Annotated in this window: 24 protein-coding genes and 1 pseudogene; 10 read left to right on the forward strand and 15 right to left on the reverse strand. The window is 38.1% G+C overall.

Annotation, left to right across the window (positions count from 1 at the left end):
* Window positions 1-381 precede the first annotated feature (381 nt).
* The 3 genes from OVA16_RS06550 to OVA16_RS06560 all read left to right on the forward strand — a co-directional run bounded on the left by OVA16_RS06550 (window position 382) and on the right by OVA16_RS06560 (window position 3,219).
* On the forward strand, window positions 382-567 hold the full coding sequence (locus OVA16_RS06550) for a hypothetical protein (protein ID WP_267764338.1): 186 nt from the start codon (window positions 382-384) through the stop codon (window positions 565-567).
* A 75-nt stretch (window positions 568-642) separates the two neighbouring features.
* The gene (locus OVA16_RS06555; RefSeq protein ID WP_267764341.1) at window positions 643-1,200 is read left to right on the forward strand and encodes a CPBP family intramembrane glutamic endopeptidase; all 558 of its coding nucleotides are present in this window, start codon (window positions 643-645) and stop codon (window positions 1,198-1,200) included.
* A gap of 315 nt (window positions 1,201-1,515) precedes the next feature.
* Window positions 1,516-3,219, forward strand: coding sequence for a carboxypeptidase-like regulatory domain-containing protein (locus OVA16_RS06560; RefSeq protein ID WP_267764342.1), 1,704 nt, complete (start codon window positions 1,516-1,518; stop codon window positions 3,217-3,219).
* A 368-nt stretch (window positions 3,220-3,587) separates the two neighbouring features.
* Here OVA16_RS06560 and OVA16_RS06565 read toward each other — a convergent pair whose 3' ends face one another.
* Window positions 3,588-4,619: a dipeptide epimerase gene (locus tag OVA16_RS06565; protein ID WP_267764343.1), complete on the reverse strand. Its 1,032-nt coding sequence runs from the start codon at window positions 4,617-4,619 to the stop codon at window positions 3,588-3,590.
* Window positions 4,620-4,692: 73 nt separating this feature from the next.
* Here OVA16_RS06565 and OVA16_RS06570 point away from each other — a divergent pair, with 73 nt between their 5' ends.
* Both OVA16_RS06570 and OVA16_RS06575 read left to right on the forward strand, forming a co-directional pair.
* Window positions 4,693-5,823 (forward strand): hypothetical protein, encoded by a 1,131-nt coding sequence (locus tag OVA16_RS06570; protein ID WP_267764344.1) that lies wholly within the window; start codon window positions 4,693-4,695, stop codon window positions 5,821-5,823.
* Window positions 5,824-6,097: 274 nt separating this feature from the next.
* Complete coding sequence (locus OVA16_RS06575) at window positions 6,098-7,060, forward strand: hypothetical protein (protein WP_267764346.1); 963 nt, start codon at window positions 6,098-6,100, stop codon at window positions 7,058-7,060.
* Here the strand turns inward: OVA16_RS06575 and OVA16_RS06580 are convergent.
* From OVA16_RS06580 to OVA16_RS06610, 7 genes and pseudogenes are all read right to left on the reverse strand, one after another.
* A complete protein-coding gene (locus tag OVA16_RS06580; protein WP_420712342.1) occupies window positions 7,040-7,657 on the reverse strand; it encodes a rhomboid family intramembrane serine protease in 618 nt (205 codons plus the stop codon). The two genes, OVA16_RS06575 and OVA16_RS06580, sit on opposite strands and share 21 nt — an antisense overlap.
* A 234-nt stretch (window positions 7,658-7,891) precedes the next feature.
* Window positions 7,892-8,736: pseudogene (gene tsf, locus OVA16_RS06585) on the reverse strand (translation elongation factor Ts).
* Window positions 8,737-8,835: 99 nt separating this feature from the next.
* Window positions 8,836-9,660 (reverse strand): 30S ribosomal protein S2, encoded by an 825-nt coding sequence (gene rpsB, locus OVA16_RS06590; protein ID WP_267764349.1) that lies wholly within the window; start codon window positions 9,658-9,660, stop codon window positions 8,836-8,838.
* Window positions 9,661-9,681: 21 nt separating this feature from the next.
* A complete protein-coding gene (gene rpsI / locus OVA16_RS06595; protein WP_097133215.1) occupies window positions 9,682-10,068 on the reverse strand; it encodes a 30S ribosomal protein S9 in 387 nt (128 codons plus the stop codon).
* A gap of 22 nt (window positions 10,069-10,090) precedes the next feature.
* Window positions 10,091-10,534: a 50S ribosomal protein L13 gene (rplM, locus tag OVA16_RS06600; protein ID WP_097133214.1), complete on the reverse strand. Its 444-nt coding sequence runs from the start codon at window positions 10,532-10,534 to the stop codon at window positions 10,091-10,093.
* Window positions 10,535-11,047: 513 nt separating this feature from the next.
* Window positions 11,048-11,221, reverse strand: coding sequence for a hypothetical protein (locus tag OVA16_RS06605; protein ID WP_267764352.1), 174 nt, complete (start codon window positions 11,219-11,221; stop codon window positions 11,048-11,050).
* 42 nt (window positions 11,222-11,263) lie between these two features.
* Complete coding sequence (locus tag OVA16_RS06610; protein ID WP_267764354.1) at window positions 11,264-11,587, reverse strand: ORF6N domain-containing protein; 324 nt, start codon at window positions 11,585-11,587, stop codon at window positions 11,264-11,266.
* A gap of 92 nt (window positions 11,588-11,679) precedes the next feature.
* Here OVA16_RS06610 and OVA16_RS06615 point away from each other — a divergent pair, with 92 nt between their 5' ends.
* Window positions 11,680-13,413 (forward strand): GMC oxidoreductase, encoded by a 1,734-nt coding sequence (locus OVA16_RS06615; RefSeq protein WP_267764355.1) that lies wholly within the window; start codon window positions 11,680-11,682, stop codon window positions 13,411-13,413.
* Window positions 13,414-13,416: 3 nt separating this feature from the next.
* Window positions 13,417-14,079: a gluconate 2-dehydrogenase subunit 3 family protein gene (locus OVA16_RS06620; protein ID WP_267764357.1), complete on the forward strand. Its 663-nt coding sequence runs from the start codon at window positions 13,417-13,419 to the stop codon at window positions 14,077-14,079.
* Between the two features lie 78 nt (window positions 14,080-14,157).
* Here OVA16_RS06620 and OVA16_RS06625 read toward each other — a convergent pair whose 3' ends face one another.
* Window positions 14,158-15,174, reverse strand: coding sequence for a Gfo/Idh/MocA family oxidoreductase (locus OVA16_RS06625; protein ID WP_267764358.1), 1,017 nt, complete (start codon window positions 15,172-15,174; stop codon window positions 14,158-14,160).
* 118 nt (window positions 15,175-15,292) lie between these two features.
* Here OVA16_RS06625 and OVA16_RS06630 point away from each other — a divergent pair, with 118 nt between their 5' ends.
* Together OVA16_RS06630 and OVA16_RS06635 are read left to right on the forward strand one after the other, a co-directional pair.
* Window positions 15,293-16,597, forward strand: coding sequence for a hypothetical protein (locus OVA16_RS06630; RefSeq protein WP_267764360.1), 1,305 nt, complete (start codon window positions 15,293-15,295; stop codon window positions 16,595-16,597).
* 48 nt (window positions 16,598-16,645) lie between these two features.
* Complete coding sequence (locus OVA16_RS06635; protein ID WP_138722295.1) at window positions 16,646-16,990, forward strand: hypothetical protein; 345 nt, start codon at window positions 16,646-16,648, stop codon at window positions 16,988-16,990.
* Between the two features lie 57 nt (window positions 16,991-17,047).
* Here OVA16_RS06635 and OVA16_RS06640 read toward each other — a convergent pair whose 3' ends face one another.
* The 6 genes from OVA16_RS06640 to OVA16_RS06665 form a co-directional block, all read right to left on the reverse strand.
* A complete protein-coding gene (locus OVA16_RS06640) occupies window positions 17,048-17,728 on the reverse strand; it encodes an OmpA family protein (RefSeq protein WP_267764361.1) in 681 nt (226 codons plus the stop codon).
* Window positions 17,729-17,911: 183 nt separating this feature from the next.
* On the reverse strand, window positions 17,912-18,607 hold the full coding sequence (locus tag OVA16_RS06645) for an ABC transporter ATP-binding protein (RefSeq protein WP_267764362.1): 696 nt from the start codon (window positions 18,605-18,607) through the stop codon (window positions 17,912-17,914).
* 4 nt (window positions 18,608-18,611) lie between these two features.
* Window positions 18,612-20,084 (reverse strand): DUF5687 family protein, encoded by a 1,473-nt coding sequence (locus tag OVA16_RS06650; protein WP_267764365.1) that lies wholly within the window; start codon window positions 20,082-20,084, stop codon window positions 18,612-18,614.
* A gap of 1 nt (window position 20,085) precedes the next feature.
* A complete protein-coding gene (locus OVA16_RS06655) occupies window positions 20,086-21,366 on the reverse strand; it encodes a replication-associated recombination protein A (protein WP_267764366.1) in 1,281 nt (426 codons plus the stop codon).
* A gap of 74 nt (window positions 21,367-21,440) precedes the next feature.
* A complete protein-coding gene (locus OVA16_RS06660) occupies window positions 21,441-21,812 on the reverse strand; it encodes a GxxExxY protein (protein ID WP_267764367.1) in 372 nt (123 codons plus the stop codon).
* 85 nt (window positions 21,813-21,897) lie between these two features.
* Window positions 21,898-23,088 carry a DEAD/DEAH box helicase gene (locus OVA16_RS06665; RefSeq protein WP_324288557.1) on the reverse strand — a complete coding sequence of 397 codons (1,191 nt, stop codon included), beginning with the start codon at window positions 23,086-23,088 and terminating at the stop codon, window positions 21,898-21,900.
* Between the two features lie 534 nt (window positions 23,089-23,622).
* Here OVA16_RS06665 and OVA16_RS06670 point away from each other — a divergent pair.
* Window positions 23,623-24,291, forward strand: coding sequence for a succinate dehydrogenase cytochrome b subunit (locus tag OVA16_RS06670; RefSeq protein WP_267764369.1), 669 nt, complete (start codon window positions 23,623-23,625; stop codon window positions 24,289-24,291).
* Window positions 24,292-24,306 lie beyond the last annotated feature (15 nt).

Below are 24,306 nucleotides of genomic sequence, written 5' to 3' on the forward strand. Positions count from 1 at the left end.
TACCTGCAAGGTAGCAAATCTTAAAATCTACTTCTAAATTTTTACCCTACATTTTTTGTAGGGTAGTTTTTTTGGAAATGTGAAATAGAGCTAAATATATTTGAGGGCTTTTGGTAAAATCTACCTTGCAAAAGCATAACCTATGAAAAACCCTTACCTATTGAAGTATTCGCTTGCGGTCACTTAAATCTAAAGAAGAAACTAAAGACTTCGTCTGGTAATAAATGTAGAAGAGAACTAAAAGCAATCATGATAAGCTATATTAGGTCTGGAGGCCTTGGTTTTCAAAAAAGATTGAAGTGGTGTTTCAGAACACTTAAACTAGAAAGGTAATAAATTAAGCATGTTCAGAATACTATAACCAAAACCATACTTTCTGCTATGAAAAATAAAAAAGGCAATTGGGTAACTACTTTACTCATGATTGCCCCATATCTAATAATTATTGGGATAGCCCAAGCAATTGCGTTTTATCTGCTGGGCGTTGATATTACTGGCGGCATACCTAAAACTACCACCTTTCAACATTTCGTAATCTTGCTTTTTACAACGGTTGGTAGTTTTTAAGCAGTATGGTGTTTTACAAAGTATATAGAACAAACAAGTTTCGATATCATCGGACTTAAAATTGGTAGCTCTTTTTTGAAAGAAGTATTATTGGGGCTTTGCATGCCTTTAGTAGTGTTTCTGTTTGGTTTTTCATCTTTATCTGCTTCTCAACAAATTAATTGGCAAATAAACAAAGAAATCGAAATTGGAGATTTATTGTTAAGTGCTGCTACATTCATACTAGTGTCGCTTACCGAAGAACTTTTTACAAGAGGTTACTTGCTAGGAAACCTATTAACTTCTTTAAACAAATGGCTGGCATTGACAGTATCCTCAATTGTTTTTGCGGCATTTCACCTAGCTAATTCGAATATGAATTGGTTGTCTTTCGTTAACTTATTTCTAGCGGGCGTATTGCTTGGATTGCCTTACCTTCTTACTCGAAGTTTATGGTTTTCCATTGCCTTTCATTTTGGTTGGAATTTTTTTCAAGGCACTGTTTTTGGTTTCAACGTGAGCGGAAGAGAGGTGTTTAGTTTAATTTTGCAAAGTCGTAAGCAAAATGATGTATTTAATGGCGGCGATTTCGGATTTGAAGGCTCTGTCTGGTGCGTGCTGGCACAAATAATTTGCATTTTTTCATCTATGTAAATTTTAAAAATAAGCAAGAACTTGGCTATTAGAAATTAGATAAAGTGAACTAAATGTAGCTTGATATTGCTCTTAATAACCCGACAGTCTGCCCTTGGTAGTTCGTAACTCCCCCATCTAGGCTAAGCTTGTTTTCTAGCGCAAGCATTTGCTTGTGCTTTTCTAATTAGATTTGTATTGAATTTGGCCCAAGCGGACGCTTGAGCCAGTCAAGTGAAATGGAATTAAAAATTTTTCGATAGGAGGTTCTACATTACAAATAGATAAAAAAAACAATAACTTTTTTATCTTAGGTTACCTATAAAAACATTACCGATGAGATTTACCTGCCTAGTTATTGCCCTCTTGCTCATTTACGCAAACGCAGCCTTGGCACAGCAAACTTTAGTGAAAGGCAACGTGTTAGACAGTAAAAATAATAGCAAACTATCTGGAGTAACTGTAAAAGTGGGCGAGCAAGCTACACGTACCGATAGAAATGGCTATTTTGAGATGGCAGTGCCCTTAAAAACTGCCACCGAAAGAGGAATAAGTTTTAGTCATGTTGGATATTTGAACCTCAATTTGATCTATCAACCCAACCATATTTACCAAGTAACACTCACAGAAAAAAGCACTGAGTTAAGAGAAGTGCTCATTGCACCCGACGATGATATCATTAAAAAGGCAATCAAAAAAATCCCCGAAAATTATCCTGATAAGCCCACCGTAATTAAAGGTATTCAGAGAATACAAAAGTGGAGAAACAACTCCCAATACTTTAAATCAGACGCCATTGTGAAAGCCTACATTCCGCCCTATACTAGCCAAGAAAAAACTACGGTAACGGTTTTGTCTAATCAGTTAGATACGGTGTACGATAAAACGCTAAAATATATAAGAAGCGTAGGAAATTATAATTTAATTGAATTTGCAGATATTGCTCATAATAAAGATGTGCTTAAAAAACTGTTGAAAAAACGTAAGCTTGATTATCGTTTGGTGGGCAAGCAAATGTATAATAACCATAAGGTTTTTGTAATTAATAGCATGTTGAAAGACACCACACAAAAGTACAAGAGGTTAGAAGTAACTTTGTACATAGACACCGCATCTTATGCTTTTGTAGCGGCTAATTTAGCTTATTACGATATTCCCCGCATTGGCCCTTTTATAGCTCGTAAAGAGATAAATCAACGGGTGGCATACGAAAAAATTGGGAATAAATGGTATCTAGCCGAAGTGCATTCTAAAAATATAGCAGCCTATAAAAATGAAGAGCCACACTCGGTTACTGACTTTATAAGAACCGACCTTGATACCAATACCGCAGAGAGAATTGCCTATAAAGATAGAGTTCAAAAAATGGATGATGTTTTGTTGATAGAGAAGGGCAATATGAAAGAATGTGCAAAATACAGTGATATATTTGATGGGGCTGAGTTAGCGGGTAAGTTGCAGCGAGTTCCTGCTGAAAAGTTAGACACCATAAAGAAAAACAATCTTGCTGCTAGTGTTAACTACAAAAAATCGTTCGGTAGAAAAGTGTATGATTACATCAGAGGCGACAACAATAGGTTTTCTTATGGGTTGAATAAGCTGCCTATAAATGTCAGTAGTTCATCAATTCAAGTTCCTACATCAGTTGGATATGGCCTAGGAATGAGTTCATATTATAGAGTTTATGGAAATTGGTTTTTAGGGTACGAGATTACTTCGAGTGTATTGCGTAGAAATGAAATTGGAACAGGAAGTTTTGCCCTTAACTTATCTCGCGAAGTAACGTTAAACGAGAACGGAAGACCAATTGTACTTACACCTCAGTTTGGCTATCAAGCCATTTTTGTGAGTTATAAGAAATTGGAGAAGAGCTATCATTCTATTAATTTAGGCATGCGTGCCTCTTATGAACTTTCGCGTACTAAAGCTTTTTTCTTGACGTATAGTCGCATTCCAAAGCTAAAAACTACAGATTTAAGTGTTTTAACGCTAAACCCAAGAGTTAGCGCATTTGGTTTGGGTATTGTTTTTAAAAAATAAGTGGTTTTGTGGTGGTTGATGTCTAATGCAGAGATTTGCACTTCTGCTCACCCTTTCCTATATCCTTTCCATCCTAATGATAACTGCCAGCTGCAAAAATGCTATAAACATTGAGGTTCCCAAATCAAAAGATGATATCCACAAAACTACCCTACATTTTTATAGGGTAGTTTTGTTGGAAACCAAATATGCAACGGCGTATATTTGAGGGCTTTTTGCAAAATCTACCTTGCAAAAGCAAAACCTATGAAAAACAGATATTTTAAAATTGGCCTTGTTGCCCTGGTAGTGCTAGTTCTACTATCGTTAGCGTACAATATTGATGATGTAATACGCGGTTTTAATGACGCAGCAACTGGAAGATAGTCCTACCCGAACAAACCTTCGTTAACACCCTTCAGCCCCAAGCCCGGCAAATTATTTAACACATATTTGCCGTTTACAAAGGTTGGTTGCTCAAAAGGATTGTTAATGGTTAAAAATGGCCCATCTAAATCGGCCCAATCGCAAAGCGGAGCTAAATGTGCACCCGCTAAGGTAGCAATAGAAGTTTCGCTCATACAACCAATTAAAACTTTCATGCCCAACTCACGAGCTTTTAAAATGGTTTGGTGGCCTTCGTACATGCCTGTGCTTTTCATCAATTTAATGTTAATGCCGTGGTAAGCACCTTTCAAGCCATCTAAATCTTTTAAACGCTGCATCGCTTCATCTGCCAATAGGGGTATAGGACTGCGTTCGGTTAACCAAGCATTGCCATCCAAATCGTTTTTATCCATAGGTTGCTCAATTAAAACCACACCTTGCTCATGTAGCCAATAAATTAAATCAATGGCTTTAATTCTATCGTTCCAGCCCTGGTTGGCATCTACGTATAAAGGCACATTGGTAATGCTACGAATGGTTTCGATAATCTCTTGATCATTATCTCTCCCCAGTTTTACCTTTACTACTTTAAAATCTTTGGCGTCTTCTAGTTTTTCACGCAAAACTGCTGGTGTATCAATGCCAACGGTAAAAGAGGTTACGGGCATTTTAGCTGGGTCGGCGCAAAAAATTTCGTAGCAAGGTTTGTTTTGCAGTTGTCCGTTTAAGTCGTTCAGGGCAATATCAATAGCAGCTTTAATGGCGGGGTTGCCAGCAGCTAAGCTATCCAGATATGCCATAATCGAACTAAAATCAAAGGGGAATTGAAAACGGCTCCAATCTACTTTCTTCAAAAAAGCATGGGCAGTCTCGTAACTTTCGCCCATGTAAGGCACCATGCTGGCTTCGCCGTAGCCGGTTTTGCCTTCATAATCTATTTTTAAAAGCAATAATGGCGTGCTGGTACGGGTAAATTTGGCAATCGAAAAGGCATGTTTTAATTCTAAATCAAATTGCTTGCAACTAATTTTCATTCTAATTCGTCTAATGTATAAAAAGCAACATAGCCTATATTATATTTGTGAAAATTTTAAAAACGCGGCGGCCATGAAAACGACTTCAAGATTACGGTATTTTATTTACTTATCCATATTATTTGTTGGATGTACCACCGGCAAAAATGCTTTGCAAAAAGGAGATTACGATGCAGCCGTTTCCAAAGCGGTAGACCGTTTAAGAAGTTCGCCACAAAATAAAGAAGCAATGGATGTTTTGCCCCAAGCTTTTGATTTGGCCATTAAAACCCATTTGAGAAAAATAGACGAAGCAAAAGTATCTGCCGATGCATTAAAATGGGAAACTATTTTGTACAATTACCAGCGTATAAATCAGCTTAGCGATGAGGTAAATAGCTGCCCAAGTTGCCTAAATTTAGTTCCTAATCCGCCTAAATATGTGAAGGCTGCTGAAGATGCGAAATACCAAGCTGCAGAAGCCCGTTATCTTTTAGGCGAGCGAGCCCTGAGAGAAAACAACCGCCAGAGTGCAAAAACGGCTTACAACCACTTTTTAAAAGCAGAAAGTTTATATCCATCCTTAAAAGGAATTAAAGATAAAATAGAAGATGCTTATTGGGCTGCGGTGTTAAAAGTGGTAGTGCAACCTGCTATCATTAACAGTAATATGTACAAACTAAGCAACGATTATTTTCAGCAACAGGTTAATAATTATTTGGCTAACTATCGTGGAAATACTTTTGTACGCTTTTATTCGGAGGCCGAAGCAAACAAGCAAAAAATTAGGGCCGACCAATTGCTAGAGCTACATTTCGACGATTTTGTAGTTGGCCAAACCTATGTAAAAGAACGGGTAGAGAAACTGAAAAGAGATAGTGTTGAAATAGGAGAGAGCCGCAGGGGCAAAATTTACGGAACCGTAACGGCAACTTATAGCATATTTGAGAAACAGGTATCTTCTTCTGGCTTATTAAACTATACCATGGTTGATTTAAATACCAATAAAGTGCTACGCAACCAAAAATTGGCAGGTACTTATGTTTGGGTAGATAGTTGGGCTTCTTTTAAAGGCGATGAGCGTGCTTTGGATAAACAACAATATGCGCTTACCAGAAAGCGTGAAATGTTGCCACCGCCTCCTGCAAACTTATTTGTTGAGTTTACTAAGCCAATTTATACGCAGCTGGTAGATCAAATTAACTCGTTTTATAGTAGGTATTGATAAAAAATAAGCAATCGCCAAATTCCAAATTAGAAAAAGCAGGATTGTTGCTACGATAGCGATAACCCTGCTTTTTGCTATGATATTTTCGCTTCACACGTCGCCGCACTTTCGAACGTAAGCATATCCGCGTTAACTAGCGTTATTTTGCCAACGCTTGTGACATTATAAAATTCCTCTGAGCAGCCGCTAGCGTAAGGGCGAAAGATATTTTACCCCAACAAATGACAATAAAACAATTCCTCCTATTGTAATAATCATTAATATTGCAGCCATGAACCATAGTCTTTATAATCCTTTCAAAGCTTTCGATTTTAGGAACGATAAGTGTTTTTTGAGCGGTACCGCAACGTCGCCTTTGGAGGTGCGTGTTTTGCCAGATTGGCTGTTAAGCATGGCTGGTTTAACTGGCGATGAACAGATCAAATTACTAGACGAAAGTATTAGAAATTACAAAAGCTTAATGGTTCCGGCTAGTGCCGAGGTTTATGCCGGAGCTATTTTGCCCTTAGAGCAAAAAATTGAAGCTGCTTTTGGGCTAGGCTATAAAGGTGTTTCGGCGTTGCCAGAAATTGAGCTTTTTCAATGGATTGGCAAATTGATGTACAGTTTCCTTTACATCGAAATGCAAGGTGCCATTCGGTTAAATCAATTAAGTGGCGATGGTATGAACATGTCGCAAGGCTTAATGCATAAGTTTGGCAACCTACATTTAATGTTGCAGGGCATTTTTAGGGAGATCGAGTTCGAAGATTTTAAACCTTGGTCTATTGTGGTTGTCCCGTTAGAAAATGCGGAAACAGGTTTTAGTTTTAGAGACGAAATTAACACACTCATTTTCTCACTAAAATTTAAAGATTTTGGTATCGTAGCCTGCCTACAAGACAACGGAACGAACAAAAGATATCATCAACCGCTGTTAGATTTTATTAAGGATAAGCCACTAACCGACCAACAATTTGAAGAATTGGCAGCCCGTTTTTTTTACTCTGCGTACTTGTTTAATCGTTTGCCAGAATATAATGTAATTGAGGCCAACGGCGTAGCCTACATAGACCCAATGCCTTTGCGTGGCATACAGAACAAGCCATTGTTTGATGAGTGGCAGCACAAAACTTATGGGCAGGTGTTAGAGAATTTCTGGAAACCTTATGGCTTAACGCTTTTCGAAATCATCAAAGATCCTAAAGCGCCGCTAAGCTTTTTTGAGCAGCCTCTATTGCCAGATGCTGGATAGTTGGCCGATAAAATGAGGTACAATACCTTTAACCAATATCACGGTCAATATCAGTCCTGTTATTGCGCCGAAAAAATGAGCATCGTGGTTAATGCTATCTCTAGAGTTTCTTGACATGTATACGCAATAAACTAGATAAAGTACGCCAAAAACGATAGCGGGCATTGGTATAAACATCACGCCAATCATGCTTAATGGTTGGAATAAAATGTAGCTAAACAAAACTGCGCTTATTGCCCCAGAGGCACCTAAACTGCTATATCTATAGTCGTCTTTATGCCTAATTGCGGTTGGAATATCGCTCAATATCAGAGATACAATATAAAGCAGTCCAAATTGCCAATGGCCAATCATGGTTTCTAACTTAAAGGCAAAAAAGAAAAAGGTAAACATGTTAAAAAATAAGTGCATCCAATCGGCATGTATTAGCCCACTTGTAATAAATGTGTAGAGTTTATTACCTTTTGCTACACTGTAAGGATGCAGCATAAACTTGCCGAACAAATCTGTATGGTTAAAGGCATAAATGCTGGTAATTAACGTAAAAATGAAAATAATTGAGGCTACCGGGGCAGCATTCCAGTATTCTAGTAACATCATCTGGTTGTGAATTAAAATGTTTTTTATTGCTATATTAAACTTTAGCAACAATGTTGTCAAAACTACAGATAATATTATTCAGAACCTTAGGGTTATATAATTTAATAATTGCCAATTTGAGTTGGCAAATTTTAACATCGATGTAAATTTCTTGTGCTTTCTATCTAGGGCTTTAAAACAAAAAGTCCCGACATAATGTCGAGACTTTCCCTATATCAATGTGCTTAAAAATTAAGCGCCTAATTGTACACGTTTGAAAGAAGTAACGGTTAAACCTTTAACAGTGTTGTCTAAAAATTTACGAACGTCCATAGAACCATCTTTAACAAACTCTTGGTTTAATAAATGCTGTCTTTGTAGAATTTGTTCAATTTACCAGCAGCAATTTTTTCAACCATTTCTTCTGGTTTGCCTTCTTGGCGGATCACATCTTTAGCGATCTCAATTTCACGCTCAATAGTAGCTGGATCAACACCATCTTTATCAACAGCAATTGGGCTCATTGCAGCAATTTGCATTGCAACATCTTTACCCGCTTCAGTAATATCAGCGCCATTAGCACCTTCAAATACTACTAAAACACCCATTTTACCATTAGAGTGGATGTAAGAAACAACTTTCTCCCCAGAAATATTTGCATATTCTTGGATGATGATTTTCTCGCCGATTTTACCAGTTAATTCAGTAATAGTTTCAGCAACTGTACGTCCATCTTCTAAAGTGATTGCTGATAATTCTTCTGCAGTAGCAGGATTGTTAGCAACAGCAGCAGCTAAAACAGCTTGAGCTAAGTTACGGAAATCTTCAACTTTAGAAACTGGCTCAGTTTCGCAAGCTAAAGCAACTAATTTACCATTTGTACCATCAGCTGAAACAGCGATTGATACCAAACCTTCAGAAGTAGCGTTGCCAGAACGAGCAGCCGATACCTTTTGACCTTTTTTACGCAATAAATCAACTGCAGCTTCGAAATCGCCGTTTGCTTCAATTAACGCTTTTTTGCAATCCATCATGCCGGCACCTGTTTGTTGACGTAATTTATTTACATCTGCCGCAGAAATTTGTACTGTAGACATCTCTTTTAAATATTTTGAATGTTTTATAAATGTTAAAAGTTACGAGTTATGGGTTACGAGACTTATCCCATAACTCAAAACTCGTAACTCGTAACTCAATTAAGCTTCTGTGTTATCTTCTGATGAAGCTTCTGCTTCAGCAGTTTCTTTTTTAGCTTTTTTAGCCGGAGCCTCAGGAGCATCAGCAGCAGCTTTAACAGCTACAGCTTCTTTTTCAGCTTCTTCGTCTTTCTCACGCTTGCGCTCATCTAAACCTTCTTCGATAGCTTTAACAACGATGTCAGTAATCAATGAAATTGATTTTGTAGCATCATCATTCGCTGGAATAGGGAAATCGATGTTTGAAGGATCAGAGTTGGTATCAACCATTGCAAAAGTAGGAATGTTTAATTTCAAAGCTTCTGCAACTGCGATGTGCTCTTTCTTCACGTCGATTAAGAAGATAGCCGCAGGTAAACGGTTCAAATCAGCGATACCGCCTAAAAGGCTTTCTAATTTGATACGCTCACGTTGGATCATCAAACGCTCTTTCTTAGAAAGAATTGAGTAAGTACCGTCTTTAGTCATCTTATCGATGTTAGCCATCTTTTTGATTGACTTACGTACAGTAGCGAAGTTAGTTAACATACCACCTAACCAACGCTCGGTTACGAAAGGCATGTTTACTTTTTTAGCTTGCTCTGCTACGATTTCTTTAGCTTGTTTCTTAGTAGCTACAAATAAGATCTTACGACCAGATTTAACGATTTGTTTAATCGCCGAAGCAGCCTCTTCAGTTTTAGCTAAAGTTTTATTTAAATCTATAATGTGGATACCATTACGCTCCATGAAGATGTAAGGAGCCATTTTTGGATTCCATTTACGGGTAAGGTGGCCAAAGTGTACACCTGCATCCAATAAGTCTTGATATGTTGTTCTTGCCATTGTTTTGTTCTCCTTAAAAGATTAACGTTTACTGAATTGGAATTTCTTACGAGCTTTCTTGCGTCCTGGTTTCTTACGCTCAACCATACGCATATCGCGGGTTACTAACCCTTTAGCACGCAATGCAGATTTCTTATCAGCATCTAACTCAACAATAGCTTTCGCAATCGCTAAACGAACAGCCTCAGCTTGTCCTTTAACACCACCACCAGCTACGTTTACGTTTACATCATATCTGCCAGTCAATTCAGAAACTTCGAATGATTGGTTAACAATGTATTGTAAAGGTAGGGTTGGGAAATATTCTTTATGATCTTTACCGTTTACGGTAATAGTGCCGTTACCCTCTTTTAAATAGATACGAGCAACTGCTGTTTTTCTTCTACCAGAAGTATTTGTTGTTGACATTTCTTTTCTCTTTTACTTTTAATTAAAGTTTAATGGTTTTTGGCGATTGCGCAGCGTGAGGATGCTCAGCACCAGCATAAACAAATAAATTAGTGTATAATTTTTTGCCTAATTTGGTTTTAGGTAACATACCACGCACCGCTTTCTCTACAACACGTCTAGGGTGTTTTTCCAATAACTCTTTCGGAGAAATGAAACGTTGACCACCTGGATATCCAGTGTAACGAACATAAGTCTTGTCAGTTAACTTGTTTCCAGTTAACTTAATTTTGTCTGCATTAATAACAATCACGTTATCACCGCAGTCTACGTGTGGGGTGTACTCTGGCTTGTTTTTACCTCTAATAATCATCGCGATTTTAGAAGACAAGCGCCCCAAAATCTCTCCTTCAGCATCAACTACAACCCATTGTTTATTAACGGTTTTAGCATTCGCAGAGACAGTTTTGTAACTTAACGTATTCACTTGCTTTTATTTAATTTGTTAAAAAATATATAATTCCCCAGTTTTTTAGGGACTGCAAAGATACGGAGATTTATTTAATTACCAAATGGTTGGAAGAAAAAAATACCCCAGCGCTTAAAGTGGCTTTTGTTGCGTGTATTGCAAAGTCCCCTTCAGGGCTTGCTCCGATTTTATATCTGAGGGATTTAGGGGTAAAGCAATAACAATAGTTCTTCGGTTCCGAAAGTCCCGCTTTCCGTTGCAATCTTTTGCCATGCTCGTCATTGCAAGGAACGAAGCAATCTCAAGCAAAAGTATTTGCACTTCAATCGGGTTTAGAAAGGCGAAACTTGTGCTATTAACAAGCTTTGACAAACCTCTAGCAAGTTGGATAGAGGTTTGTCAAAGCTAATACCGCTCAAATTGCCAGCTTATTGCAAATTTATGCCACCTATGCCACTCCAAATTTGTAATCCTTTCTAACTTATTTTATGCTGTTCGGATTAAATATTCTGGAAGAATGGGGTTCTAAATCTACAAATCATCAGGTTTAAAACCAATTCGTTTTCTCGGCTGGTTTTCCTTATCAATTAACTTATCTAAATAACTAAAAACAAGCTCTATGTTTTTATCGTGGTTTTGGAGGTGCTTTTTAATGTCTGCAATTTCTAGCTTGAGTTCCGTATGTTCGCTCAACAAGTTTCTCAACCTTGTAAAAATTCGTACAATCTGTATGTTAACTTGTATAGCTTATTGGCTGTTTAAAACACTAGATAGCATTAACACGCCGTGTTCAGTGAAAACATTCGGCAAATAAGTTCTTCCTCCTCTACCAATCTTTGAGGTCACAAATTGTGACCTCAAAGATTGCCATTCCGTTTCAGTTAGTTGAAACATAAAATCATCAGGAAATCGCTCAATATTTCTCTTGATTGCTTGATTTAAAACTTTGGTTTCCACACCATAAAGTTCTGCCAAATCACTATCTAGCATTACTTTTTGGTTTTGTATCTCGTAAATTTTGTTTACCACAATATCATCAGATATGGAGGTGAATAGTTGTTTTGCTTTCATAGGTAACCAAATATAACGAATATCCGTAAGCTAGTTTGCTCTTCAAACAAAAATCCATAACTTGTGCATACCTAACTAATTTATAAGCCTAGATGCAAATCAAAAAACAAAGCAAACATTATGATGCGATAATTGTAGGTTCGGGAGCTGGTGGTGGTATGGCAGCTTATACGCTTGCCAAAGCCGGACTAAAAGTATGTCTTTTAGAAGCTGGAGCCATGTACGATCCGCAAAAGAACATTACACAGCTAAAAAATCCTTGGGAATCGCCACGTAGAGGTGCAAGCACCAAATTTCGCCCATTTGGCGATTTTGACGCCTGTTACTACGGCTGGGATGTAGAGGGAGAACCCTACACTAAAGCTCCAGGAACCGAATGGGACTGGTGGCGTGCCCGCATGTTGGGCGGTAGAACAAACCACTGGGGGCGCATTTCCTTACGTTTCGGCCCTAAAGATTTTAAGCGAAAAGACATTGACGGTTTAGGCGAGAACTGGCCAATCGGTTATGACGATATCAAACCTTTTTACGACAGAGTAGATAAGCTGATTGGTATTTTCGGCACCAACGAAGGGTTGGAAGACCATCCCGATGGTTTTTTCTTGAAACCTCCAAAACCACGTTTGCACGAGCTTTTCATCCAAAAAGGCGCAGCAGTTTCTGGCGTAAAGGTAATTCCTTCTAGGTTATCTATCCTTACTCAAAAATTGAATGACGATAGAGGTGTTTGCTTTTTCTGCGGACAATGCAACAGAAACTGTAGCATGGCGAAGGCCGATTTTTCATCCACCAATGTGTTGATTTATCCCGCTATAGAAACGGGCAACGTAGATGTAATCCCTAATGCCATGGCGAGAGAAGTGTTGACTAACGCAGAAGGTTTAGCTACAGGTGTTTCTTATATCAACAAAGATGATATGATGGAGTATCAAGTAACTGGGCGTACAGTAATTTTAGCGGCTAGTGCTTGCGAATCTTCTCGTTTGTTATTGAATTCGAAATCTAAACGTCATCCAAACGGCTTGGCAAATAGCAGTGATGTGGTTGGTCGTTACCTGCACGATTCTACCGGAGCAGCAATGGGCGGCGTACTTCCTCAGTTATTTGATAGAAAGCGTTATAACGAAGATGGTGTAGGTGGTATGCACATTTACTCGCCATGGTGGTTAGACAATAAAAAGCTAGATTTCCCTCGTGGTTACCATATTGAATATTGGGGAGGAATGAGCCAACCTGCTTATGGATTTGGCGGTGGCATAGAAGGCATGAACGGTAAATTTGCAGTTCGCGGGCAACAAAAAGAAGCAGGTGGTTATGGTAAATCTTTAAAAGAAGATTATCGTTATTTCTACGGCGCAAGCGTGGGCATGGCTGGCCGTGGCGAGGCAATTCCATTGTACGATAACCGCTGTGAAATCGATCCTAACGTAGTTGATAAATTTGGTATTCCTGTTTTAAAATTCGATGTAAAATGGAGCGACCATGAAATTTTACAAGCCAAGCACATGAAAGAGACTTTCGACGAAATGATGCACAATATGGGCGCTATTGTAACTTGGGGCGGCGATTACAATAAAGAGAACAACTACGGTTTAGAATCTCCAGGAAAAATCATTCATGAGGCAGGCACCGCTCGTATGGGTAGCAATCCTAAAACATCTGCTTTAAATAAATACAACCAAGCACACGACTGTAAAAACTTGTTTGTGGTAGACGGTGCAGCCTTCACTTCGCAAGCAGATAAAAATATTACGTGGACTATTTTAGCGCTTTCAATGAGAGCGAGTGAATACATCATTTCTGAAATGAAAAAACAAAACTTATAAGCCATGAACAGAAGAGAAACCTTAAAAATGTTAGGCGTTGGCGCCATTTCTGCCACAGCCTTAGTCAGTGGCTGTAAACCTGGCGAAGAGAAAAAGGAAGTGGCCGCTGGCGATCCGGAATTTACCTACGACCGTGCCAAAGAAGAAATTGCCAGAGAAAAAGAACTATTAGCGCAGCCTAACTTTTTCAGCAAGGAAGAAATGGCTACCATTACCATCCTATCGGATATTATCATCCCTAAAGATGAAATTAGTGGAAGCGCTTCTGATGCGAAAGTTCCAGATTTTATTGAGTTTATTGTGAAGGATATGCCACAACATCAAATTCCAATGCGGGGTGGTTTGCGTTGGGTTGATATGCAATGCTTAAATCGCTTTGGCAAACCTTTTAGAGAATGCAGCGATAAGCAGCAAATTGAGTTGGTAGATTTAATTGCCTACCCAAATAAGGCACCAAAAGAAATGAGCCAAGGTGTGGCTTTTTTTAATCGCTTGCGCAATTTAGTAGCTTCTGGTTTTTACACTTCAGAAATTGGCGTAGCTGATATTGGTTATGCTGGTAATGCACCAAACCAATGGAATGGTGTGCCAGATGATGTATTAAAGCAATATAAATTGGCTTACACCGAAAAGCAGCTGAAAGAATGCGTAAATTTTGACAGCTAACGTTAAATATGGTGGTCGCAAATCATTTTTAGCATTTACGACCACCATACTGTTTACGAAATATCAAATGGAAAAGCCTTAGCTTTCTAAAATCTCCAGTTGAGCAATAATATCTTCTTCTGTTATTGGATAAGGTTGATCATTGATGATAGCTTGATAGACCAATTCGAAAATTTCGCCGTAGTTACCTTGCGGGGATTTAAGAGTTGTAATGTCTCTTCCACCATCCGCGTTCACTAACGTTAATTTTCCGGCATCTTCAGCTACCTCAATTCCATAGCCTTCGTCAGATGGTTTCATTCCTTTTAACAACTGGCTTTCCTGTACATCGCCGTGGTTTTTAGAGAAAGCACCTAAGGAGCCGTTCACTACAAATGCGGGAGGAATATCTGCCGCCAACAAAGTAGCAGTTAAGTACACATTCAACTGGTTTGCATAGGCTAAATGGATAAAGAAATAATCATCTACCTTGCTGCCTTCTCTGTTATTGGCGAGCACTTTGTAAAACCTATCTGGCTTACCGAATAAAGCAACAGCCTGATCAATTAAATGAGGTCCTAAATCATAAGACAATCCACTTGCTTCGAAGCTTGGATCTTCTTTAAAGCCTTTCGGGCCAATTTCATTTCTATACCTGTCAAAACGGAAGTGAACTTCGGTCAACTTCCCTAGTTTACCACTTTCTATAATTTCTTTTGCGATTTTAAAACCACTATCAAATCTTCTGTTTTGATAAACCAAAGCTTTTTTACCTACTTCTTTTGCTAAGGCAAATAACTCTTTAGCCTGTGCAACGGTGGCTGTAAAGGGTTTATCTACCAAGATATGTTTGCCTGCCAACAAACATTTTTTTGCATAATCGTAGTGCGTATAGTTTGGTGTATTGATGATAACGAGGTCGATATTTTCATCAGCAATTAATTCGTCGATGGTATCGTAACTAATTACATCTGGATAATCCTGAGCAGCTTGTTTCTTGCTTCGCTCTGTAACTGCTACAAAATTAAATCCATCGTTTAAATGAACAAAAGGCGCATGAAACACCTTTCCTGACATGCCATAGGCCATTAAGCCCACATTTATTTTCGAACTCATACCTGCAAAACTAGAAATTTAACAATGATATCAAAGGCACAACAAGCACCCGATAAATTGATGACTTTTATTTTACTCAATATGCAACTTTCTCTATTTAATTCTTGTCTATTGTAATATGAAGAAAAGAATTTTACTCGTATTAGTTCTATTAGTGTTTGGCAAAACCCTCTCCGCTCAAAAACAAACAACGATACATACCGAAGACATCGATAACTTCTGGACAGCTTATGATGCAATCCAAAAAACGAATGATTTATCAAAAAAGATCGAAATCATCAATTCGCAATACATCAATAAAGGCAGCAAAGGGCTGAAAGCTTTTATGGTTGCCAGACAATATAACGATACCCTTTGGGTTGAACTTATCAACAAGCTTCCTAAATTTTGGAACTCTATTAGACCCAACACACTGGCAATAAAAAATAAAACAGCTGAATTAGAAAATGGAGTTAAAAAATTAAAAGCAATTTACCCTAATTTAAAACCCGCAGAAATATACTTTACCATTGGTGGATTACGCTCTGGCGGAACGGTAAAAGATAATTTGGTGCTTGTGGGAGCCGAAATTGCAACAGGAAACGCCAATACAGATGTTTCTGAATTTGATAACGACTGGTTTAAAAATGTATTTAAAGAGCAATCGTTAGACAACATTGTCTACTTAAATATCCATGAATATATCCACACCCAGCAAAATCCTAATGGCTCTAGTTTATTGGGGCAAGTTATAAGAGAAGGTTCGTGTGATTTTATTGCCGAATTAGCTTTACAAAAACCAATTAAAACCAAATACATGAACTATGGTTCGGCTAATGCCGCCATCGTCAAAGATCGTTTTAAAAAGGAACTTTTCTCTGATAGTTTCGAAAATTGGCTTTACAATGGAAGGCAAAGGCCAGAAGATGCGGATTTAGGTTACTATGCGGGTTACAAAATTTGCAAGGCTTATTATCAACAGGCTAAAAACAAAAAACAAGCTATTAAGGATATCATTGAATTAGATTTTGGTAGCGATAGTGCTGTGGAACTTTTCTTAGAAAAATCTGGCTTTTATCCTGATAAGCTAGACAAAAAAGCAATTAAAGAAGCTTACGAAAAACTACAGCCTACCATTGTTAGTTTAGCGCCATTTAGTAACGGAGATCAAAACGTAGATGCTAATGCAAAAGATTTAAAGATTGTTTTTTCAAAACCAATGGTGCCAAATAGATATTCCATCAGTCTTCCAAAAAATAGTGGTGTTTCTTTCCCGCTTAAAAGTGTAAAAGGTTTTGAAGACGATGGGAAAACTTTGGTATTAGAGCTTGTGTTAAAACCTCAGCAAGCCTATGAGTTTATCATTACTAACAAAACCTTTAAATCAAAAGATGGCTACGCTCTAAAGGATGAAGAATACCTAATTAAGTTTAAAACAAAGTAAAAATCCAGTTTTTAGTGATGTGAAAATCAATAAGCTTATATTTGCAGCATGACTCCAGCAGAAATCAATATCAAATGGAAAGAGCTGCAAGAAAAAATAGCAAAAGACTTTGATTCAGAAACTCCTGATTTAAAAGTGGTATTGTTTTTAATTGGCGTACAAGAGTTAGGTAAAGGGCCAGGAAAGTTCAGCAAAAGACAAAAGGAAGAGCTAATGCATATTGCTACTTGTCGTTTGTTAAGCGAAATGGGGTTTTACGAACTGGAAGCGTTAGACCAAGATGGTTGGCCACACTGGAAATTGGTAAAGCCTATTCCGGCTTATGCAGGCCTCGAGCAAGAAATGCTTTTAAGATCTTTGGCCATCAGTTATTTTGCAGACATCTACGAATAAAAAAAGTCTCCCGATTTTACATTGGGAGACTTTTTCATTTTCTATGATAATTTGAGATTACCCTGCTTTCTCAGCAGCTTCTTTTTTCAATTGCTCGTTAGCTACAATTACAATCTCTACTCTACGGTTTGCAGCACGGCCAGCGTCTGTAGAGTTATCAGCAATTGGTTCGTTAAAACCTTTACCTTCTGTAACTAAACGTGATGCCGGTACACCTTGAGATACTGCGTAAGTTTTAACAGCAGCAGCTCTTTTTTCAGAAACAGATTGGTTTACTGCAGCAGTACCTACGTTATCAGTATGGCCAATAACTTTTACATCAGTTCCTGGATATTGATTTAAAGAAGCAGCTAAAGATTGGATATTTGTCTTAGCAGCATCTTTCAATTCAGTTTTGTTAAAATCGAAAAGGATACCACTATCAAATCTCACAATGATACCTTCGCCTTCGCGAATTACCTCAGCACCTGGGATAGCTTGCTTAATCTCAGCCGCTTGCTTATCCATTCTTTTACCAATGAAACCACCAGCAGTACCACCCACTGCGGCACCAATTACAGCGCCAACGGCAGTATTACCTGCTTTTTTACCAATTAAGGCACCAATTACACCGCCTGCAGCAGCACCAATACCTGCACCTTTTTGAGTATTGTTTAAGCTATCGCAGCTCTGAAAAATCATTGCACCTACCGATAAAGCTATAGCGACAGTTGCTGTCTTAAATTTTGTAGTCATCATTTTCTTATTTCGTTTATTATATAATATTGATAAATGTGTATTCAAAGGTAATGCCAATTTTACATAACTGCACAAAATATTCTAAATACGAATAAAACAATTAGGTCAAAGGCAGTACTATTTGGTATACCCAGTATTTAATTTCCTCGATTTGAGCAAATAATTGACCATAATTATATACAATTACTCAGAAAAGTATGCCTCTAGCTCTTTTAGCGAATTTTCATCGGTGTAAAAATCCTTAATTACTTTACCTTTTTCTAAAAGGATAATTCTATTGCAAACATCGGTAACATGGTTTAAATCGTGGCTAGAAATAAAAGTAGTTAGCCTTTGTGTGGTACTTAGCGTTTTTACCAATGTTTTTAACCTAATTTGTGTAGTGGGGTCTAAGTTGGCAAAAGGCTCATCTAAAATCAGCAGTTCTGGCTTTTGCATCAGCGCTGCTGCAATACCCACTTTGTTTTGGTTCCCTTTAGAAAAATCGCGAATGTACTTGCCTCTGTTTAATATTTCTCCATTAAAAAACTCCTCGTACTGGCGCAAATAATCGCTTACGTGGGCTACACTTAAACCATGCAAACTACCAATAAAGGTAAAATACTCTTCGGGGGTTAAATAGTCTATTAGAAAACCTTCATCTAGGTAAGAGGCGGTGTAATCTTTCCATTGCGAGCTATTGGCTACATTGGTGTCTTTTGATAAAATCTCTCCGCCATCTGGACGAATCAAGTCCAACAGCATTCTGAAAAAAGTAGTTTTTCCGGCACCGTTATTTCCAACTAGGCCAACGGTTTCGCCAGCTCTAATAGTTAAACGCTCTATATCTACTACGGTACGGCCAGCGTAACCTTTTATTAAGTTCTTAACTTCTATCATAGTCTTATTCTCTAAAGCCTTCGGCTATTTTATAACGTTGTTTTTCAAATTCTCTAACAATTACACCTACCCAATAATTACGTAAAAGCAAACCAATTAAGCCCAATAAAGCTAGCATGGCTAATCCCCAATAGGGTTTGTCAAATATGCCAAAGGGGATGTAAATAATTAAAGGTACCAACAAAAGTGGCAAACCTAATAGCCATTGCGAGGCGCCAACGCCCTGCCAGTTAAAACTTGCACTGCCAGTAATGTCTAGTCGTTTATAATTAAAGTTGGCAAAATAAAGCACCACTACCGTGCCCACGCCAATGTTATATAAGTAGGCAGCCAAGTGCAACAACAGTAACTTGTAGCTCATGAAACCGTAAAATGCCGAAAGTGCGGTAATTAATGTGCTGCTGATGGTAAAAAGTAGAAATTTGGCTTTAATGAAATCCGAGTAATTGATTTTATTAACCAACAAACCATCGAAATGAGCGCTTTGCCAAGCAAACATGAACTGACCGTAAACAGAAATGTTGATGCCCGTCATAAAGATGGCCGCAAATAGCATTTGCCCAAACTGATCTTTATCAATTAATGGCATTCGATAAAAGAAAAAGCCATAGCAAAGAAACAAGAAACCCATAATTACCGAGCTTCGAGAACGTTTGTGACGTAAAATCAGTTTCAATTCTAATGCAGCTAGTTCTCCAACTCTGCCAAAACGGTTTAAAAAAGGATAATCGGTACTTACTTTTTTATCGTCTTTTGTACTTAGTTCTTCGGTGTATAAATTGGCTGTTAAAAACTTAGCGTTGATATAAAAAATCGTAAATGCCGCTGCTGGAAATATCAATGCCAAAAGCGGGTACTTAGCTACGTTTTGAAAAACGAAATTTGAGAAATCTCTAATAGAAATAAAGCCGTAATAATCTGAAGCCGCCAAGCCTAAAATTACCAAGATACCCACCGCAAAAAACAGGACATTGTTAATGGCTCTGCGTTTAATATAAAGCACCAAAAAGTTATTGAAAACAATAAGGCCTAATATGGAAAGGAGATAAGCCATTACAGTTACCAATCCACTTGCTGCACTTACATTAATAAATATAAATGGGAAGAAAATAAAGAAAGGTAGCAAGTTGAAAAACGAGAACAGCGATTTCAAATTCAAAAAGTTCACTATCGTTTTTCGGGAAATGTTTAGATGCAGATAAGGTACAATGCTTAGCGTTGGCAAATCCTGCATTTGTATTCTAATGGCTAAATCGAGCAAGAAATAATATAAAATCAATCCGTTAAACACCACAGTAGGATTAATGCCTGGCATAAATTTTTCGATAATGGTGGTCATCCAAAAACCTACACCGATAGCCACTACTAAAAAGTAAAGCATAAAAAAGCCCAGTACAATTTGAGCGGCAATGCTGCCGGCTTTATTTCTACTGCGCCAAAACGACTTCCATTGATGGGATAAAAAAGTACTCAGCATATTAATAGTTGTATTTGTCTTTCCAATTCTGTTTCAGTTTCTCTCTTAATTTTTCTTCTGCCGGATTTTTCCCGGGATCGTATAATTTAGTTCCACTTAGCTTTTCTGGCAAGTATTCTTGCGCCTCGAAATTGCCATCGTAAGCGTGAGAATATTTGTAGTCGGCACCGTAGCCTATGTTTTTCATCAACTTTGTTGGCGCATTGCGCAAATGCATGGGTACGGGTAAATCTCCGGTTTCTTTTACCAATGCCTGTGCATGGTTAATAGCCATATACGAAGCGTTACTTTTTACCGATGAAGCCATGTAAGTTACACATTGGGATAGAATAATCCTACTTTCGGGGAAACCAATTACGTTAACCGCCTGAAAACAATTGTTCGCCAACAATAGTGCGTTTGGGTTGGCATTGCCAATATCTTCGGAAGCCAATATAACCAGCCTACGGGCAATAAACAAAGGGTCTTCTCCTCCTTCAATCATTCTGGCCAACCAATAAACGGCGGCGTTTGGGTCGCTACCGCGGATAGATTTGATGAATGCCGAAATGATGTCGTAATGCTGTTCGCCGGCTTTGTCGTAAAGTGCTAAATTTTGCTGTGCATGAGCTAGAACATTTTCGTTTGTCAGTTCAATTTTATCGCCACCAATACCATTAATGGCAATTTCTAAAACGTTGAGCAATTTTCTAGCATCGCCACCACTTAAACGGATCAAAGCTTCGTGCTCTTTAATCTTGATTTTCTTCTTCGAAAGGATTTCGTCTTTCGCAATGGCTGTATTTAACAAGCCTACCAATTCTTCTTCCGTTAGGTTTTGAAGGATATAAACTTGGCAACGAGAAAGCAAAGCTGATATGACTTCGAAGCTGGGGTTTTCTGTAGTGGCACCAATTAAAGTTACCAAACCGCGTTCTACGGCACCCAGCAAACTGTCTTGCTGAGATTTGCTGAAACGATGGATCTCATCGATAAACAGCACAGGCATCCCCATGAAACCACCTTTTAAAGCAGCAGCTTTATCGATGACTTCACGTACATCTTTTACACCAGAGTTAATGGCACTTAAAGCAAAAAATGGTCGGTCTAGGTTTTGGGAAATGATGGTAGCCAAAGTTGTTTTTCCAACACCTGGAGGCCCCCAAAATATCATGGATGGAATGCGACCGCTTTCGATGGCTTTGCGCAATACTGCACCCTCGCCCACCAAATGTTTCTGCCCAACATAGTCGTCTAAGTTTTGCGGGCGTAATCTTTCGGCTAATGGTGGAAGGTTTTGCATAGTTTTTTCTTTGCCACAGATGCACAGATAGGTTTTTTAATTACAGCATATCAAAAGATTTTATCTGTAGCAGTTTACAATATCAATCTCTTGTAATTCAAACGAGCTTCTCCAAAGTTAACAACTAGCGCTATCTTATTTTTAGAAACTTTTAAATAATTAATGGCTTGCGCTGCATGTTCATCTACGATGCAACTAGCACATTTAATTTCTAATACAACTGTATTAAAAACAACAAAGTCGGCGAAGAACTTATGTGGCAAAATAATTCCCTTATAATTTACTGCGTATTCTTTCTCTCTTTGATAAGGGATATTTCTAATTTGAAATTCATACTCAAGTGCATCTTTGTATACAATCTCTAAAAAACCTGCACCAAGATTATTATGTACTTCCATACAAAGTCCAATAATCTCATAAGTTTCTTCTTTCAAAATAAAATCCATAGGCAAATCTTTATTTTGTTTTAAGCAAATAACTTATCGAAAAAATTATCTGTGCATCTGTGGCTAAACTGCCTTAGGCTTCTTCTTAAAAAACTTCTTCTTCTTCTTGAAAGGCTTCTTTTTCTCCTACTGGTTCATCCTTTGGAGCTTCGCCTAAATGTTCTGGTAAAGGCATACGCTCAATTTGGCGTTCAATTAACTTTTCGATATTGGCTAAACGACGTTTGTCCTTTCCATTAACTAAAGTAATTGCGGTGCCAGTAGTAGCAGCCCTTGCGGTACGCCCAATTCTATGGATGTAATCTTCAGGGTCTTGTGGCGCATCATAGTTGATTACCAAATCAATTCCGGTTACATCAATTCCTCTACTTAAAACATCGGTGCCAATTAATACGTTCAGCTTGTCGTTTTTAAAATCGAGCATAATGGCTTCGCGTTCTTTTTGCTCTAAATCACTGTGAAACGCTGCTGCTTTTAAGCCCAACTTTTTGAATACTTTTCCTAGTTCCTTAACCTTTTCTTTACGACCGGCAAATACGATGATGCGATTATAAGTAGCCGACTTTAACATTTCCGTAAGCAAAGGAACTTTTTGCTCATCATGAATGAGGTAGACTTGTTGGTTAATTCCTTCGGCTGGTTTTGAAATAGCAAGGCTAATTTGTTCGGGTTCGTTCAATAAAGTAGCCGCTAGTTTTCTAATTTTTGGTGGCATGGTTGCCGAAAACATTACCGTTTGTCGTTTCTTTGGCAGATAGCCTACAATTTTCATAATGTCATCGTAGAAACCCATGTCCAACATTCGGTCAGCTTCGTCTAAAACCAAATGTTCTAGTTTATCCATTTTCAACACGCCAGAAGCCAGGTGAGAAATTAACCTGCCTGGAGTTGCGATGATGATGTCTACGCCTTCACGCATCGACCGCTTTTGTTGTTCGTAAGCCACGCCATCGCCACCACCAAAAACAGTTAGCGAGCTGATGTTGGTAAAGTACGATAGTGCCTCTACCTGTAAATCTATCTGCTGTGCAAGTTCGCGAGTTGGTGTTAAGATTAGCACATTATTATGACGCTCGTGCTTTTGCGTAAGCATATTCATAATGGGCAGTAAAAAAGCGCCCGTTTTCCCCGTACCGGTTTGTGCACAGGCAATTAAATCTTTCCCGGCAGTAATAATTGGGAGCGCCTGTTGCTGTATTGGCGTAGCATTCTTGAAGCCCATTGCTAGCAGGCCTTCTAAAAGCTCCGCATTAAATCCAAATTCTTTAAAATCCAATTGTTGTTTTTAATAATAGGATAAAAGTATTGTTAAATAGAGGGAAAAACAAATTGATATGTAGTTAAGACGAACTTTATCAATCTTTATCTGCAAAATTCATGTTAAGATTGACAAAGTTTGTGCAGTAACTATTCTTTGCGGCACTTTGCGAAAACTTCAAAAAGCTTTGCGTTTAATTTTAACGCGAAGAAAAAAAGAGAACCGCAAAGAACGCTAAGTTTTATTGTACGGTTTTGTGTTAATTAAACCTGATGGCAGCGATTATACTTTTTGCTTGAGATTGCTTCGTTCCTCGCAATGACGAAAAGTGCAAAAAGATAAAAGCGTACAGCAGGACAGCCATTGCCATAAAACACCCACTCTCATTTTCAAATTTAACTACTTAACCTACAAGCGCAAACGTTGCCAAAAGCGTAGTTTACTTAGAATGTTTCTAAATTGTTAATTTGTAGTTTTTTTGTAAGTTTTGTTAAAGGTATGTTTTCATATTTTAGATAGCTTTGCATACTAGTAATATAAATAAACAATCTAATGAGTAGTTTAAGTAAAGCTTTTACGTCGTCTATAGGTAGAAAGTTTGTAATGGGACTAACGGGTCTGTTTTTGATTTCGTTTCTTGTTATTCACGTATCTATAAATGCGCTGATTTTTTTAAATGACGGAGGTAAAACCTTCAATGTGGCAGCAGATTTCATGAGCCATAACATTGTAGTTCGCATTCTCGAAGTGGGTCTTTTTGCTGGCATTATCCTTCACATTGTACAGGCGGTAATGTTAACTGCACAAAACAATGCGGCAAGACCAGAAAAGTATGCCTATAATAAGCCTCAGGCTAACAGCACTTGGTATTCGCGTAGCATGGGTTTACTGGGAACATTAATTTTAATGTTTTTAGTAATGCACCTTTATCACTTCTGGTGGCCAACTAAGGTAGCTGTTTATACGCATCAGGAGCATAATACCTTCCAAAACATTGTGATGATTTTTCAAGATCCTTTGGTGGTAGTAGTGTATGTGCTAGGTGTAATTTCTTTAGGCTATCACTTATTGCATGGATTTCAATCGTCTTTTCAAACGATGGGCTGGAACCATAAAAAATGGACGCCAGTGGTAAAAACAGTAGGCGTATGGTTCTCAATCATTGTGCCTATCATTTTTGCATTAATGCCAATCGCCATCTATTTGGGTTGGATTAGCTAAACCGAAACGTTTAAT

It is taken from the genome of Pedobacter sp. SL55 (genome assembly GCF_026625705.1).
In the GTDB taxonomy this organism is placed as follows: Bacteria; Bacteroidota; Bacteroidia; order Sphingobacteriales; family Sphingobacteriaceae; genus Pedobacter.

Bases quoted from the DNA above. Each gene is read 5' to 3' on its own strand.
- OVA16_RS06640 (WP_267764361.1), bottom strand. From the start codon at position 17,728: ATGATGACTACAAAATTTAAGACAGCAACTGTCGCTATAGCTTTATCG.
- OVA16_RS06610 (WP_267764354.1), bottom strand. From the start codon at position 11,587: ATGAAAGCAAAACAACTATTCACCTCCATATCTGATGATATTGTGGTA.
- rpsB (WP_267764349.1), bottom strand. From the start codon at position 9,660: ATGGCAAGAACAACATATCAAGACTTATTGGATGCAGGTGTACACTTT.
- OVA16_RS06565 (WP_267764343.1), bottom strand. From the start codon at position 4,619: ATGAAAATTAGTTGCAAGCAATTTGATTTAGAATTAAAACATGCCTTT.
- OVA16_RS06650 (WP_267764365.1), bottom strand. From the start codon at position 20,084: ATGCTGAGTACTTTTTTATCCCATCAATGGAAGTCGTTTTGGCGCAGT.
- OVA16_RS06670 (WP_267764369.1), top strand. From the start codon at position 23,623: ATGAGTAGTTTAAGTAAAGCTTTTACGTCGTCTATAGGTAGAAAGTTT.
- OVA16_RS06570 (WP_267764344.1), top strand. From the start codon at position 4,693: ATGAAAACGACTTCAAGATTACGGTATTTTATTTACTTATCCATATTA.
- rpsI (WP_097133215.1), bottom strand. From the start codon at position 10,068: ATGTCAACAACAAATACTTCTGGTAGAAGAAAAACAGCAGTTGCTCGT.
- OVA16_RS06625 (WP_267764358.1), bottom strand. From the start codon at position 15,174: ATGAGTTCGAAAATAAATGTGGGCTTAATGGCCTATGGCATGTCAGGA.
- OVA16_RS06645 (WP_267764362.1), bottom strand. From the start codon at position 18,607: ATGATAGAAGTTAAGAACTTAATAAAAGGTTACGCTGGCCGTACCGTA.
- OVA16_RS06630 (WP_267764360.1), top strand. From the start codon at position 15,293: ATGAAGAAAAGAATTTTACTCGTATTAGTTCTATTAGTGTTTGGCAAA.
- OVA16_RS06580 (WP_420712342.1), bottom strand. From the start codon at position 7,657: ATGTTACTAGAATACTGGAATGCTGCCCCGGTAGCCTCAATTATTTTC.
- OVA16_RS06655 (WP_267764366.1), bottom strand. From the start codon at position 21,366: ATGCAAAACCTTCCACCATTAGCCGAAAGATTACGCCCGCAAAACTTA.
- OVA16_RS06550 (WP_267764338.1), top strand. From the start codon at position 382: ATGAAAAATAAAAAAGGCAATTGGGTAACTACTTTACTCATGATTGCC.
- OVA16_RS06615 (WP_267764355.1), top strand. From the start codon at position 11,680: ATGCAAATCAAAAAACAAAGCAAACATTATGATGCGATAATTGTAGGT.
- OVA16_RS06635 (WP_138722295.1), top strand. From the start codon at position 16,646: ATGACTCCAGCAGAAATCAATATCAAATGGAAAGAGCTGCAAGAAAAA.
- OVA16_RS06660 (WP_267764367.1), bottom strand. From the start codon at position 21,812: ATGGATTTTATTTTGAAAGAAGAAACTTATGAGATTATTGGACTTTGT.
- OVA16_RS06620 (WP_267764357.1), top strand. From the start codon at position 13,417: ATGAACAGAAGAGAAACCTTAAAAATGTTAGGCGTTGGCGCCATTTCT.
- OVA16_RS06560 (WP_267764342.1), top strand. From the start codon at position 1,516: ATGAGATTTACCTGCCTAGTTATTGCCCTCTTGCTCATTTACGCAAAC.
- OVA16_RS06575 (WP_267764346.1), top strand. From the start codon at position 6,098: ATGAACCATAGTCTTTATAATCCTTTCAAAGCTTTCGATTTTAGGAAC.